The sequence below is a fragment of the Enterobacter sp. JS8-1 genome, assembly GCF_049187015.1.
In the GTDB taxonomy this organism is placed as follows: Bacteria; Pseudomonadota; Gammaproteobacteria; order Enterobacterales; family Enterobacteriaceae; genus Enterobacter; species Enterobacter mori.
The window spans coordinates 3803993-3819598 of sequence record NZ_CP185805.1 but is presented as its reverse complement, the minus strand read 5'-3'; the positions used below and the strand labels follow the sequence as shown (position 1 = coordinate 3819598).

The following is a 15606-nucleotide window of genomic DNA, read 5'->3' as shown; positions in this document are numbered from 1 at the left end:
TAAAAGGATTGAACCATGAGCACATTTTCTACCCCTGTAGTCACTTCCATGCAGATCGTTCCGGTTGCGGGCCATGACAGCATGCTGATGAATTTGAGCGGCGCGCATGCACCGTTCTTTACCCGCAATATCGTGATTATCAAAGACAATTCCGGCCATACGGGCGTGGGCGAAATTCCGGGCGGGGAAAAGATCCGCAAAACGCTGGAGGACGCCATTCCGCTGGTGGTGGGGAAAACCCTCGGCGAATACAAAAATGTTCTCAATAGCGTGCGCAGCACCTTTGCGGACCGCGATGCGGGTGGGCGCGGGCTGCAAACCTTCGACCTGCGTACGACTATCCACGTGGTCACCGGTATTGAGGCGGCAATGCTGGATCTGCTTGGTCAGCATCTTGGCGTGAACGTTGCGTCCCTGCTGGGCGAGGGGCAGCAGCGCACCGAAGTGGAAATGCTGGGCTATCTGTTCTTTGTCGGCAACCGCAAGCTGACGCCGCTGCCGTACCAGAGCCAGCCGGATGAGCACTGCGACTGGTACCGCGTTCGCCACGATGAAGCGATGACTCCTGACGCGGTGGTGCGTCTGGCCGAAGCCGCTTACGAAAAATATGGCTTCAACGACTTCAAACTGAAGGGCGGCGTACTGGCAGGGGAAGAAGAGGCGGAGGCCATTACCGCGCTGGCAAAACGTTTCCCGCAGGCGCGCGTCACGCTGGATCCGAACGGCGCATGGTCGCTTGATGAAGCGATTAAAATTGGTAAGCAGCTTAAAGGCGTTCTGGCCTACGCGGAAGATCCGTGTGGGGCCGAGCAGGGCTTCTCCGGGCGTGAGGTGATGGCCGAGTTTCGCCGCGCCACCGGTTTGCCAACGGCAACCAATATGATCGCCACCGACTGGCGCCAGATGGGGCATACCTTATCCCTTCAGTCCGTCGATATTCCTCTGGCGGACCCGCATTTCTGGACGATGCAGGGTTCAGTTCGCGTGGCGCAGATGTGCCACGAGTTCGGCCTGACCTGGGGCTCGCACTCCAACAATCACTTCGACGTGTCGCTGGCAATGTTCACTCACGTTGCCGCTGCCGCGCCGGGCGCGATCACCGCCATAGATACCCACTGGATCTGGCAGGAGGGCAATCAGCGGCTTACTAAGCAGCCGTTTGAAATCAAAGGCGGCATGGTGCAGGTGCCAACCACGCCGGGTCTGGGCGTTGAGCTGGATATGGACCAGGTGATGAAAGCCCACGAACTGTACCTGAAACACGGTCTGGGTGCGCGCGACGATGCGATAGCCATGCAGTATTTGATCCCGGACTGGACATTCGACAATAAACGTCCGTGCATGGTACGATAAACGCATTGGGACCGCTCCCATGAGCGGTCGTTTACGTGGTGTATGCTTAACGTAATGACTATGCGTAAGGATGGCTTATGAAAATTGTTATCGCACCGGACTCGTATAAGGAAAGTTTGAGTGCTCTTGAGGTAGCGACAGCGATAGAACGCGGCTTTCGCGAGATTTTTCCCTCGGCTAACTACGTAAAATTACCGGTTGCCGATGGGGGCGAAGGCACCGTTGAGGCGATGGTTGCGGCCACTCAGGGGCGAATCATTCATGTCCCGGTGACAGGTCCGCTGGGGGAGCCTGTCGAAGGGTTCTACGGGTTATCCGGTGACGATCAAAGTGCGTTTATAGAAATGGCGGCGGCGAGCGGTCTGGAGCTTGTGCCACCTTCGCAGCGCAACCCGCTGAAAACGACCTCGTGGGGAACCGGCGAGCTCATCCGTCACGCGCTGGACGCGGGCGTTAAGCATATCATTATCGGCATTGGCGGCAGTGCCACCAACGACGGCGGCGCGGGCATGGTCCAGGCGCTGGGCGCGAAATTGCTGGATGCCGCTCAGAAGCCTGTCGGACTCGGGGGCGGCGAACTTTCCACGCTGGCACATATTGACCTTACCGGTCTTGATAAACGGCTGAAAGCGTGCCGGATTGAGGTTGCCTGCGATGTCACCAACCCGTTAACCGGGGAGGAGGGAGCCACTGCGGTGTTTGGCCCGCAGAAAGGGGCGACGCCAGAGATGATTGTCAATCTGGACAACGCGCTTGCCCATTATGCGCAGGTTATCGCCCGCGATCTGGATATCGACGTTCTGAACCTGTCCGGCGGCGGTGCGGCGGGCGGGATGGGGGCCGCGTTATACGCCTTTTGCGGCGCTCAGTTGCGTCAGGGGATTGAGATCGTCACCGATGCCTTGCATCTCGCGGATCAGGTCGCCGATGCTGATTTAGTGATCACCGGCGAAGGCCGCATCGACAGTCAGACTATCCACGGTAAAGTGCCCGTTGGCGTGGCGAAAGTCGCAAAACGCTTTAACAAACCGGTTATCGGGATTGCGGGCAGCCTGACGGCGGATGTCGGTGTGGTGCATGAGCACGGTATCGACGCCGTGTTTAGCGTGATTTACACCATTTGTTCACTGGAGGATGCGCTGGAAAATGCCAGCGAGAATGTCAGGATGGCCGCAAGGAATATCGCAGCGGCGCTGAAAGTGGGGCAGGGAATGTAGTTCTCCCTCTCCTTATGGGCTGAAGGTTCCCCACAAAATAATGCCTGCACGGACGACCCCCTCTCCCTTGAGGGAGAGGGCTGGGGTGAGGGCATCAGGCCGCACCCGCAATTGTAGGCCCAGTAAGCGTAGCGCCACCGGGGTTTTATATCAGCTCCCTAACACCTTCATCGCTTCCCGCGTCACGTTATCCATTTCATCCAGCAGCTCCAGAAACTCGGGTTCAAGCTCGGATTCTGGCGTACCGGCGCGTAACTGTTGCTCCAGCAACTGACAAAGGTTCTTCAACCGCGGCACCCCGCTGTAGCCGCAGCTGCCGTGCAGCTTGTGGATGGCTTCCAGCAGTTCTTCGGGGTTTTCTCCCACCAGCTGTTCTTCAACTTTATTACGGATTTCCGGCAGGAAGGCGACCAGCATTTGCAACATGTCGCGGGCTAAATCGGTTTTCCCTGCCGCCTGGCGCAGCGCCAGCGACCAGTCGAAGGTGGCATTCTGGTTGACGCTAATCTCCGGTGATTCTGTTGCAACAGTGTACGTCCCGCCAATATGCCCTGGTTTGTAGCGCACCAGCAGGCTATGCAATTTCTCTTCGTCGATAGGCTTGGCCAGATAATCATTCATCCCGGCGCTCAGCAATTTTTCTTTCTGTCCGGCCATGGCGTGCGCGGTCACCGCAATAACCGGCGTTTGCTGCTGATGCGGGAGCTGGCGGATAAGCTCACAGGCGCGAATACCGTCCATACCCGGCATCTGAATATCCATCAGAATCAAATCGAACTGCATCTGTTTAGCCTGTTCCACTGCCTGCGCACCGCTGGTACACAGTTCCACATGCTGAACCTGATCCTCCAGCAGCACGCCAATCAGCTTCAGGTTTGCCGGGTTATCGTCCACCGCCATCACGCTCATCGGCAGCTTTTGCTCGTCGCTGACGAGCGGCAGCGCGTGCTGGCTCAGACGACAGTATTCGGTGAGTGCAGGCAGCAGGCGTGTGGCCGTGAGCGGTTTGAGCAGGCAGGCGGCGGCCCCGTCGTTTTTCAGCTCTTCGGCGTTAATTTGTGCATGGCAAGGCAGGGCCAGCAGCAGGTAGTCAGTCATTGATGCCGCTTTCGCCAGGCGCTCCTGCTGCATGGTCAGTTCGCCCGTAAAGGTGACCGGGATCCCCATCAGCAGGATATCGTAGTGCTCAACGGCAAGCGCAGAGAAGGTCGGGCTGTAGACAACCTCCAGCGGCGTGGTGCTTAACACGTCCAGCGTGCACTGTGCCGCTGCGGCATTTGGCTCAACGTAGGCCAGACGCATCCCTTTCAGGCAGTCGGTCACTGGCCCATCGGTCATGACGTTCGGGTTGAGATCGAGATTGATATGGAACCAGAAGGTCGAACCCCGGTTAGGCTGGCTGTGGAAGGAGATATCGCCGCCCATCTCTTTTACCAGTTTTTGGGTGATCACCAGCCCCAGGCCGGTCCCCCCGTGGCGGCGGGAAATACTGGCATCCGCCTGACGGAATGCCTGGAACAGACGCGACTGATCGCGCTCCGGTATGCCGATACCGGTATCGCGGATCTGCACCTCAATCTGTACCTTGTTATTACTGAGCGCCCGTTTTTCGACAAGAATGTCGATATTGCCGCTCTCGGTAAACTTGATCGCGTTACCCACCAGATTGGTGATGACCTGCTGCAGACGTAGCGGGTCACCAATGACGTTATCCGGCACGTCGTTTTTGATATTGAGCGTCAGCTCCAGTCCCTTATCGTGTGACGAATGCGCAAGCAGCGTCACTACTTCATCCAGCGTGCCTCGCAGCGGGAACGGAATACTCTCGAGGATCAGCTTGCCCGCCTCCAGCTTCGAGAAGTCCAGCACGTCGTTAATGATCGCCAGCAAGTTGTTGGCCGAACGTTCGATAGTATGCAGGTGGTCGCGCTGGGTGGGGTTAAGCTCGCTTTTTAGCGTCAGACGGGTAAAGCCGATTACGCCGTTCAGCGGGGTTCTCAGCTCGTGTGACATATTGGCAAGGAATTCGGATTTAATGCGCGCGGCTTCCTGGGCGCGTTTTTTCGCCAGATCCAGCTCGACGTTCTGAATCTCCATTTGCTCCAGCGTTTCGCGCAGGTCGGAAGTGGCCTGGTCAACGTTGTGCTGCATCTCTTCATGATACGCCGCCAGCGACATCGCCATTGAATTGATGCCGTTTTTCAGCATATCCAGCTCGCCCAACATAAACCCTTCCACGCGGCTGTCGAGCTGGCCGCGACGGATACGGTCAACGGTGTTGACCATGTTTCGAATCGGCCCCGTCACATCACGCATCAGTCGCCAGCCGAAAATCAGCGCAATGCCGATACAGAAGAGCATCATCACGCCGGAGATAAATATTTCTTTGTACTGCTGCAGCCGGACTGACTTGAGATCCAACTCCAGCGCCACATATCCCAGCATGTTGTTGCTGGATTTGGCTTCAGACTGAGCGGATTCATCTGGAGAATAGCTTTCGGAGATGATTGGCGTGCGCAGGATCATAATATCCCCTCGCCGCAATACGGTGAGATGGCGCGGGAACGGCGTGCCGTCAGGAATTTTCAGGGACGTCGGGTCAAGGTGAAAATTCGAGGTAACAAACAGACGGTTGTTTTCATCATAAACGGAGATAGCCCGCACGATGTCCGAATGACGACGATGCAGGACGCTAATTAACTGACCAATGGATTCCCGGTTTTGCAGGTTCATCCCGTACTCGCTGGAGACCGCCAGCGGTTCGATAATGCTGGCTCCGGCGTCTTCCAGCTGTCGCTGCAAATCGTTGTAGCGATGCACCACAAAGAAGATACTCAGCAGCAAACCGATCAATACGGTGGGGGCGAGGATCAAAATCATCATGCGTGCACGCAGGCTGTAGTTGGTCATGGCGTTCCGTTATGGGACAATTAGGACAATTATGTTTATATGTGAGAAAAATCTCAGCGATGGCGCAATTCTACTCTGCAAAGCGACGCGTGACGACGCGTCAGATCATAACTGTTGAAGCAACGGACCTCGATCCCTTTGGTCAGGGGGTGGCGCGGCACAACGGTAAGACACTGTTTATAACAGGTTTGCTGCCATCAGAACGAGCAGAAATTACGCTGACGGAAGATAAACGCCAGTACGCGCGCGGCCAGGTAAAGCGCCGACTGAGCGATAGCCCGGAACGCGAAGTGCCTCGCTGCCCCCATTTTGGCGTCTGCGGGGGCTGCCAGCAACAGCATGCCAGCGTAGTTTTACAGCAAAAAAGTAAAAGCAGCGCGCTGGCGCGTCAGCTTAAGCACGAGGTTAACGAGATTATCGCCGGGCAGCCCTGGGGCTACCGTCGGCGCGCGCGCTTGAGCCTCAGTTATCAGCCAAAAATCGAGCGGCTGGAGATGGGATTTCGTAAAGCCAGCGCCAGCGATATCGTGGATATAAAGCAGTGCCCTGTTTTGGTGCCCCAACTTGAGGCATTGCTCCCTGATGTGCACCAGTGTTTGTCCGGGCTCGAAGGTGTTCGCCATCTCGGACACGTGGAACTGGTTCTGGCTAACAACGGCCCGCTGATGGTGCTGCGCCATACTGCGCCGCTGTCCGAAAAAGATCGCGAAAAACTGGAACGCTTTTCGCATTCCCACAAGCTTGCGCTTTTCCTGGCACCACAAAGCGAGATACTTGAGCAGGTTACGGGAGAGGCTCCCTGGTATGCGTCAAACGGGCTACGCTTAACGTTCAGCCCACGGGATTTCATCCAGGTCAATGACGGCGTGAATCAGCAGATGATTGAAAAAGCGCTGGACTGGCTCGATATCCAGCCGACCGACCGGGTGCTCGATCTCTTCTGCGGTATGGGTAATTTCACGCTGCCCCTGGCGCAGAAAGCGGCAAACGTGGTGGGTGTGGAAGGCGTTGAGGCGCTGGTCGCCAAAGGACAGGAAAACGCCCTACAGAATGGCTTGCAAAATGTGACATTTTTTCATCAAAACCTTGAGGAAGATGTGACTCAACAGCCGTGGGCAAAACAGGGCTTTGATAAAATTTTGCTCGACCCGGCACGCGCCGGTGCTCCGGGCGTAATGGCACATATTATTAAACTCGCGCCGAAGCGTGTGGTCTATGTTTCCTGTAACCCGGCGACGCTTGCCCGGGACAGCGAGGCATTAATCAGTGCGGGTTACCAGATTCAGCGTCTGGCAATGCTGGACATGTTCCCGCACACTGGACATCTGGAATCGATGGCGTTGTTTGAGCACATCTAATTTGTTTGGCTTGTCGACTTCGACAGGCCCTGGTCCCTAAAGGAGAGGACGATGGTTGCGGTAAGAAGTGCACATCTTAATAAAGCTGGTGAGTTTGACCCTCAAAAATGGATCGCAAGTCTGGGGATTTCCAGCCAGCAGTCGTGTGAACGCTTAACCGAAACCTGGACCTATTGTCTGCGCACCACGCAGGGACATCCTGACGCCGAGCTGCTGTTGTGGCGCGGCATCGAAATGGTCGAAATTCTCTCCATGCTGAACATGGATATCGAAACGCTGCAGGCCGCGCTTCTGTTTCCGCTCGCCGATGCTGACGTGGTCAGCGAAGACGTGCTGCGTGACAGCGTCGGAACCTCCGTCGTCGCGCTGATCCACGGCGTGCGCGATATGGCGGCCATCCGCCAGCTTAAAGCTGCCCATACCGATTCCGTCTCCTCAGAACAGGTTGATAACGTCCGGCGAATGCTGCTGGCCATGGTGGATGACTTCCGCTGCGTGGTCATCAAGCTTGCCGAACGTATTGCGCACCTGCGCGAAGTGAAGGATGCGCCGGAAGACGAGCGCGTCCTTGCCGCCAAGGAGTGTACAAATATCTATGCGCCGCTGGCGAACCGCTTAGGTATCGGTCAGCTGAAATGGGAGCTTGAAGATTACTGCTTCCGCTATCTGCACCCTGCGGAATACAAGCGCATTGCCAAACTTCTGCATGAACGCCGTATCGATCGTGAACACTACATCGACGAGTTTGTCAGCGGGCTGCGTCAGTCAATGAAAGAAGAGAACGTGCGCGCCGAAGTCTACGGTCGACCTAAGCACATCTACAGCATCTGGCGCAAAATGCAGAAGAAACACCTCGCCTTTGACGAGCTGTTTGACGTGCGCGCCGTGCGTATTGTGGCGGAGCGTTTGCAGGACTGCTACGCCGCGCTGGGGATAGTACATACTCACTTCCGCCACCTGCCGGACGAGTTCGACGACTATGTGGCGAACCCGAAACCGAACGGCTACCAGTCTATTCATACCGTGGTGCTTGGCCCTGGCGGCAAAACGGTTGAGATCCAGATCCGGACCAAACAGATGCACGAGGACGCCGAGCTGGGCGTGGCCGCGCACTGGAAATACAAAGAGGGTACATCCGGCGGCGCGCGTTCTGGCCACGAAGACCGCATCGCCTGGCTGCGTAAGCTGATTGCGTGGCAGGAAGAGATGGCTGATTCCGGCGAAATGCTCGATGAAGTGCGCAGCCAGGTCTTTGACGACCGGGTCTACGTCTTTACCCCGAAAGGGGACGTTGTCGACCTACCTGCGGGCTCCACGCCGCTCGACTTCGCCTACCACATCCACAGCGATGTGGGGCACCGCTGCATCGGGGCGAAAATCGGCGGACGAATCGTGCCATTCACCTATCAGCTGCAGATGGGTGACCAGATTGAGATCATCACCCAGAAGCAGCCCAACCCGAGCCGCGACTGGCTGAACCCGAACCTGGGCTATGTCACCACCAGCCGCGGGCGCTCCAAGATCCACGCCTGGTTCCGCAAGCAGGATCGCGATAAAAACATCCTTGCCGGTCGCCAGATCCTCGATGACGAACTGGAGCATGTGGGGATCAGTCTGAAAGAGGCGGAGAAATTCCTGCTGCCACGCTACAACTTCAACGAGCTTGACGAACTGTTAGCGGCCATTGGCGGCGGAGATATCCGTCTGAATCAGATGGTGAACTTCCTGCAGGCGCAGTTCAACAAGCCAAGTGCGGCGGAGCAGGATGCGGCGGCGCTGAAGCAGCTGCAGCAGAAAACCCATGCGCCGCAGCAGCGCAGCAAAGATAACGGCCGGGTGGTCGTGGAAGGCGTGGGCAATCTGATGCACCACATTGCCCGCTGCTGCCAGCCTATTCCAGGTGACGATATCGTCGGCTTTATCACTCAGGGGCGCGGGATTTCGATCCACCGTTCAGACTGTGACCAGCTTGCAGAGCTGCAGTCACATGCGCCGGAGCGCATCGTCGAAGCGGTCTGGGGCGAAAGCTACTCTGCAGGCTACTCGCTGGTGGTGCGCGTCACCGCCAATGACCGCAGCGGCCTGCTGCGCGACATCACGACCATTCTCGCCAACGAGAAGGTTAACGTGCTGGGCGTTGCCAGCCGCAGCGATACTCGCGAGCAGCTTGCCACCATCGATATGACCATTGAAATCTACAACCTGCAGGTGCTGGGCCGCGTGCTCGGCAAACTGAACCAGGTGCCGGATGTGATAGACGCGCGTCGTCTGCACGGCGGTTAACTGCACTTTCTTTTGTAGGCCGGGTAAGGCTTTGCCGCCACCCGGCTTGTTTTTTAATGGAACAGATTATGACTCAAATCGACCGCCTGCTCGGCATCATGAAACGCCTGCGCGACCCGGAAAACGGCTGCCCGTGGGACAAGGAGCAGACTTTCGCGACCATCGCCCCGTACACCCTCGAAGAAACTTATGAAGTGCTGGACGCCATTTCACGCGAGGATTTTGACGACCTGCGAGGCGAGCTGGGCGACCTGTTATTCCAGGTGGTGTTCTATGCGCAGATGGCGCAGGAAGAAGGGCGCTTTAACTTTGACGACATCTGCGCTGCCATCAGCGACAAGCTGGAGCGCCGCCATCCGCATATTTTTGGCGATGCCACCGCAGGCAACAGCGCGGAAGTGCTGGCTCGCTGGGAGCAGATAAAAAGCGCCGAGCGCGCCGAAAAATCCCAGCACTCGGCGCTGGATGATATTCCGCTAAGTCTGCCCGCGCTGATGCGCGCGCATAAAATCCAGAAACGCTGCTCCGCCGTGGGTTTTGACTGGGACTCCCTGGGGCCGGTGCTGGATAAAGTGCATGAAGAGATCGACGAAGTGATGCATGAAGCGCAGCAGGCGGTTGTGGATGAAGCAAAGCTGGAAGAGGAGATGGGCGACCTGCTTTTCGCGACCGTCAATCTTTCGCGCCATTTGGGTGTAAAAGCGGAAACCGCCCTGCAAAAAGCCAACATTAAGTTCGAGCGACGCTTTCGCGAAGTTGAGCGGATTGTGGCCTCGCGCGGCCTGGAAATGACCGGAATCGACCTCGAAGCCATGGAAGAAGTCTGGCAGGAAGTAAAACGCCAGGAACATGATCTCTAACGAGATTTTGCGACCAAGCGCAATTTGTGTGATTTTTTAAATGACAAGCGCTTGATTTGCGTCAAAAACATTTACCCAAAAGGGGCTATTTTCTCACTCCTTATGTTTGTCATGGCCTGGAATGGAGACGGAGAATGAAAGTTTGTGGCGCTCGCCGTGTTCGGGTATACTACTTTCCCGTCCTGGTTATTCCATCGTTTCACCCTAACTTCTCAGGTTCAGCATGACAACGAACTATATTTTTGTGACCGGCGGGGTCGTATCCTCTCTGGGTAAAGGCATTGCCGCAGCCTCCCTCGCAGCCATTCTTGAAGCCCGTGGCCTCAATGTGACCATGATGAAACTGGATCCGTACATCAACGTCGATCCGGGCACCATGAGCCCAATCCAACACGGGGAAGTGTTCGTTACTGAAGACGGCGCTGAAACCGATCTGGATCTTGGCCACTACGAGCGTTTCATCCGCACCAAAATGACCCGTCGTAACAATTTCACGACTGGCCGCATCTACTCAGACGTTCTGCGTAAAGAGCGCCGCGGTGACTACCTGGGGGCAACTGTTCAGGTTATCCCGCACATCACTAACGCAATCAAAGAACGCATCGTTGCGGGCGGCGAAGGCCACGACGTGGTGCTGGTCGAAATCGGCGGAACCGTAGGTGATATCGAATCCCTGCCATTCCTTGAAGCGATTCGTCAGCTGGCTGTCGATATTGGTCGTGAGCACGCGCTGTTCATGCACCTGACCCTGGTGCCGTACATGGCCGCCGCAGGTGAAGTGAAAACCAAGCCGACTCAGCACTCAGTAAAAGAGCTGCTCTCCATCGGTATTCAGCCAGACATCCTGGTTTGCCGCTCCGATCGCGCAGTTCCAGCGAACGAACGTGCGAAAATTGCATTGTTCTGTAACGTGCCTGAAAAAGCCGTTATTTCAATGAAAGACGTCGATTCCATTTATAAAATCCCGGGCCTGTTGAAATCACAGGGCCTGGACGATTATATTTGTAAACGATTCAGCTTGAACTGTCCGGAAGCTAACCTGTCTGAATGGGAACAGGTTATTTACGAAGAAGCCAATCCGGCTGGTGAAGTGACTATCGGTATGGTCGGCAAGTACATTGAACTGCCGGACGCCTATAAGTCAGTCATCGAAGCGCTGAAACACGGTGGTCTGAAGAACCGCGTCTCCGTGAACATCAAGCTGATTGATTCGCAGGATGTTGAAACGCGTGGCGTCGAAATTCTGAAAGATCTGGATGCGATTCTCATTCCGGGCGGCTTCGGCTACCGTGGTGTAGAAGGCAAGATCGCCACCGCGCGCTATGCGCGTGAAAACAATATTCCATACCTCGGCATCTGCCTGGGTATGCAGGTTGCGCTGATCGAATTTGCGCGCAACGTAGCGGGAATGGAAAACGCGAACTCTACGGAATTTGTGCCAGACTGTAAGTACCCTGTAGTGGCGCTTATCACTGAATGGCGCGACGAAGAAGGTAACGTCGAAGTCCGTACCGAGAAGAGCGATCTGGGTGGCACTATGCGTCTTGGCGCACAGGCCTGCCAGCTGTCCGACGATAGCGTGGTTCGCAAGCTGTATGGCGAGCCAACCATCACCGAGCGCCATCGTCACCGCTATGAAGTCAACAACATGTTGTTGAAACCGATTGAAGCTGCGGGTCTGCGTGTTGCGGGCCGTTCCGGGGATGATCAGTTAGTCGAGATCATCGAGGTGCCTAACCATCCATGGTTCGTTGCCTGCCAATTCCACCCGGAATTTACTTCTACGCCGCGTGACGGGCATCCGCTGTTTGCAGGCTTCGTGAAGGCCGCCAGCGACTACCAGAAGCGTCAGGCGAAGTAAAAAAAGTTAGAACGGCAACGCGTACCTCTGGTACGCGTTGTTTGTCTGGAGTTTTAGTTTAACTTGTACTGAGGAAAATCTAATGTCCAAAATCGTTAAAGTCATCGGTCGTGAAATCATCGACTCCCGTGGTAACCCGACCGTTGAAGCCGAAGTTCACCTGGAAGGTGGTTTCGTTGGTATGGCTGCTGCTCCATCAGGTGCTTCTACTGGTTCCCGCGAAGCGCTGGAACTGCGCGATGGTGACAAATCCCGCTTCCTGGGCAAAGGCGTACTGAAAGCGGTTGGCGCTGTAAACGGTCCTATTGCTCAGGCAATCCTTGGCAAAGACGCCAAAGACCAGGCTGGCATCGACAAGATCATGATCGATCTGGACGGTACTGAAAACAAATCTAACTTCGGTGCGAACGCAATCCTGGCTGTTTCCCTGGCTAACGCCAAAGCAGCAGCAGCAGCGAAAGGCCAGCCACTGTTCGAGCACATCGCTGAACTGAACGGCACCCCAGGCAAATACTCCATGCCTGTACCAATGATGAACATCATCAACGGTGGTGAGCACGCAGACAACAACGTTGATATTCAGGAATTCATGATTCAGCCAGTTGGCGCGAAATCCCTGAAAGAAGCAGTACGTATGGGTTCTGAAGTGTTCCACAACCTGGCTAAAGTTCTGAAAGCTAAAGGTATGAACACTGCTGTTGGTGACGAAGGTGGCTATGCGCCAAACCTGGGTTCTAACGCAGAAGCTCTGGCTGTAATCGCTGAAGCAGTTAAAGCAGCAGGCTACGAGCTGGGCAAAGACATCACCCTGGCGATGGACTGTGCAGCATCTGAATTCTACAAAGACGGTAAATACGTTCTGGCTGGCGAAGGCAACAAAGCATTCACCTCCGAAGAGTTCACTCACTTCCTGGAAGACCTGACCAAACAGTACCCAATCGTGTCTATCGAAGACGGTCTGGACGAGTCTGACTGGGCTGGCTTCGCATACCAGACCAAAGTACTGGGCGACAAAATCCAGCTGGTTGGTGACGATCTGTTCGTAACCAACACCAAGATCCTGAAAGAAGGCATCGAGAAAGGCATCGTTAACTCCATCCTGATCAAATTCAACCAGATCGGTTCTCTGACCGAAACTCTGGCTGCGATCAAAATGGCGAAAGACGCTGGCTACACCGCTGTTATCTCTCACCGTTCTGGCGAAACTGAAGACGCTACCATTGCCGACCTGGCTGTGGGTACCGCTGCAGGCCAGATCAAAACCGGTTCTATGAGCCGTTCTGACCGTGTTGCTAAATACAACCAGCTGATTCGTATCGAAGAAGCGCTGGGCGAAAAAGCACCATACAACGGTCTGAAAGAGATCAAAGGCCAGGCATAATTGCTTAAGCCTTAAAATGAAAATGCCAGTCGAATGACTGGCATTTTTTTTGGCTATTTAAAATCAACCGCCATTTGCTCCGGAATGGTCAACCCCTGGGTGGTTTGCACGCAGCGGGCGATGTAATCCGTAAACCGGGGTGGCTTCGGCATCCCCATGCTCAGCAGCTTATCGTTGCTGAAGCGCACGTTAAGCGTGGCAAACGCACCGTATAAACGCATGGCTTTCAGCATCAGACGTTCGTTGCACGGGCCAAAAATATGTTTCAACTCGCGGCGCATTCTGACCAGCGTTTCGTAGCTGACCTGCGCATATTTATCCCCGACGGGAGCTTTCTCCAGCGCCTGCGCCATTGCCCGATCGATATCCGCAAAGCGAACGCTGTTCTCTTCTCCCGCAGAAATGTGCACCACTTCCCCCGGACGAGCGTTGCTGTTGAGCAGCATTAACATCGCGTCGGCGCAATAATCCACCGGAACAACGTCGATCCGGTCTTCCATTGAGCACATAAACTTCTGCAGCATCAGGCCCATGCTAAAGACCCAGAAAATGCTGCTCGACGGCGTGCAGCCATGACGGGTATGGCCGACAACGATGGACGGACGGGCGATGAGCAGCGGCAGGTTCGGACACTCCTGGCGCATCAGCTGTTCGATGGTTGACTTCGAAAACGTGTATTCCACCAGGTGTTCAGCATTCTCTCTGAATTCCGCGCTTTCAGCGACCAGTGAATCCTGCTCCGGCGTGCATGACATTGTGGTACCGACGTGGAGGAAACGCTGCAGTCCTGTGACCTGCTCCATACGGCGCGCCAGCGCGAGCGTACCTTCAACGTTGACCTTCCAGATCAGCGGGTTATTACCAAATGAGGCGACAGCCGCACAGTTAATGACATGCGTGACGCGATCCAGACGGGGATCGTTCAGAAAAGCTTCAGGCTGGCTGAGGTCGCCAGTCAGGATATTATCCACATTCAGGGAGGCCAGTTTGTCCTCAGGCACGTTGAACTTGCGCATATTCTCCAGCACGCGCTCCAGCCCGCTCTGCGGATCGCCAGCACGTGCAAGCAAAAGGAGTTCTTCGGATTGATCGTTGGTCAGGATTTTTTCAAGAACTGCACCACCCAGAAATCCGGTCACGCCTGTAATTAATAACATCTTCATTAATACCGTTTCATTATGATTGATGAGGCGGATTGTAGGCGCGCAAAAGTAAACGGCATTTAAATAATAAATCGCCGAAACCGACAGTATCTTAAGCTTATTTTAAGGAAAGGGAATCGGGTGGTTATATTCGACATTAGTGGAAGGGTAAAAATTCACTCTATTAAAATTTAATTTTTAACCTGTTGAATTTAATGTTTTTTGTAGAGGGTTTCTTGAATGGAAAACGTGATTAAAAATGTAAGAAATATAATAATTTGTTACACCAAACATTTACCAAATAAATGATTTAAACATCACTTAACTAAAAGCAGACGGCATAAATCGCAGGCTGTTTTATTTAGCCTGCGAAGGGTTTTTTAGAGTAACAGGGGAAGCGTGGCGCTGGCTGTTTGTTGGCTAACGTCACCGTAATGACCATCCAGCGCAATCATGGACGTGGTCAGCAGCTCGACCAGCAGCATCACCCCAACCTTAGCATTGAGTGCGCCTGCGCTAAGGGGACCCTCTGGTTTGGCGGCAACCAGCTGCATGTCGCTCAGAGACGCCAGCGGGCTGCGGGGTGTGTTGCTGAGTGCCAGAACCTTAACGCCGCGCTTGCGGGCAAGTTTCACCACGTGGAGTAAATCCCGCGTTGAACCCGAACTGGAGATGGCCACAACCAGCGTCTCTTTCGAAAGCGTTGTCGCATTCATGGCCGCGCGGTGCATATCGCTAAACAGCTGTGCAGGTTTGCCCAGCCGCAACAGCTTGTAATGCAGATACTCCCCGAGGATCGCGCTGGCCGCGACGCCATAAATCTGCACGGATTGGGCCTGATGCAGTGCCAGCGCCGCCTTTTCAAGCAGCGTGCGGTCGAGGAGTCTGGCGGTATCCTGCAAAGCCTGCACCGACTCATCCACGACGTTATCAATCTCATCCCCCGCCTGACGCACGGGCTGGCCCTGCTGTATATCCAGCGCAAGCGCCATTTTAAATTCGTTATAGCCCTTGCAGCCCAGCGTCCGGCAAAGGCGCGTGACGCTGGCCTCGCTGGTGTGGCTCTCGCGCGCCAGTTCAGTGATCGTCAGGTAGAGCACCCGGGCAGGATCGCTGAGGACAAACTCGCCGAGTTTTTGTTGCGTTGGGCTATACCCGGAAGCCTCCTGGCGGAGCTTCAGCAGCAGATTTTCATGGTCCGACATGCCACGTCCTTAATGTGTTTCGCTGCGACTAGTGTG

At 55.2% G+C, this 15606-nt stretch carries 10 protein-coding genes; 7 read left to right on the top strand and 3 right to left on the bottom strand.

Annotated features, from left to right (window positions below):
* The first annotated feature begins 15 nt into the window (after positions 1-15).
* Together gudD and ACOQH0_RS18140 are read left to right on the top strand one after the other, a co-directional pair.
* Positions 16-1353, top strand: coding sequence for a glucarate dehydratase (gudD, locus tag ACOQH0_RS18145; RefSeq protein WP_108416365.1), 1338 nt, complete (start codon positions 16-18; stop codon positions 1351-1353).
* Between the two features lie 77 nt (positions 1354-1430).
* Positions 1431-2570 (top strand): glycerate kinase, encoded by a 1140-nt coding sequence (locus ACOQH0_RS18140; RefSeq protein WP_421510940.1) that lies wholly within the window; start codon positions 1431-1433, stop codon positions 2568-2570.
* Between the two features lie 150 nt (positions 2571-2720).
* On the opposite strand, the gene barA is transcribed toward ACOQH0_RS18140, so the two are convergent.
* Entirely contained in the window at positions 2721-5480 is a 2760-nt protein-coding gene (barA, locus tag ACOQH0_RS18135; protein WP_089601184.1) for a two-component sensor histidine kinase BarA, read from the bottom strand.
* A 59-nt stretch (positions 5481-5539) separates the two neighbouring features.
* Here barA and rlmD point away from each other — a divergent pair, with 59 nt between their 5' ends.
* The 5 genes from rlmD (at position 5540) to eno (ending at position 13223) form a co-directional block, all read left to right on the top strand.
* Positions 5540-6838 (top strand): 23S rRNA (uracil(1939)-C(5))-methyltransferase RlmD, encoded by a 1299-nt coding sequence (rlmD, locus tag ACOQH0_RS18130; protein ID WP_089601186.1) that lies wholly within the window; start codon positions 5540-5542, stop codon positions 6836-6838.
* 51 nt (positions 6839-6889) lie between these two features.
* A complete protein-coding gene (gene relA / locus ACOQH0_RS18125) occupies positions 6890-9121 on the top strand; it encodes a GTP diphosphokinase (RefSeq protein WP_010434605.1) in 2232 nt (743 codons plus the stop codon).
* A 68-nt stretch (positions 9122-9189) separates the two neighbouring features.
* The gene (gene mazG / locus ACOQH0_RS18120; RefSeq protein WP_108416369.1) at positions 9190-9981 is read left to right on the top strand and encodes a nucleoside triphosphate pyrophosphohydrolase; all 792 of its coding nucleotides are present in this window, start codon (positions 9190-9192) and stop codon (positions 9979-9981) included.
* Between the two features lie 223 nt (positions 9982-10204).
* A complete protein-coding gene (gene pyrG / locus ACOQH0_RS18115) occupies positions 10205-11842 on the top strand; it encodes a glutamine hydrolyzing CTP synthase (RefSeq protein WP_010434601.1) in 1638 nt (545 codons plus the stop codon).
* 82 nt (positions 11843-11924) lie between these two features.
* Entirely contained in the window at positions 11925-13223 is a 1299-nt protein-coding gene (gene eno, locus ACOQH0_RS18110; protein WP_010434599.1) for a phosphopyruvate hydratase, read from the top strand.
* Positions 13224-13276: 53 nt separating this feature from the next.
* Here the strand turns inward: eno and ACOQH0_RS18105 are convergent, their stop codons facing one another.
* Complete coding sequence (locus tag ACOQH0_RS18105) at positions 13277-14386, bottom strand: SDR family oxidoreductase (protein WP_421510939.1); 1110 nt, start codon at positions 14384-14386, stop codon at positions 13277-13279.
* A 359-nt stretch (positions 14387-14745) separates the two neighbouring features.
* Positions 14746-15570: a MurR/RpiR family transcriptional regulator gene (locus tag ACOQH0_RS18100; protein ID WP_421510938.1), complete on the bottom strand. Its 825-nt coding sequence runs from the start codon at positions 15568-15570 to the stop codon at positions 14746-14748.
* Between the last annotated feature and the right edge of the window lie 36 nt (positions 15571-15606).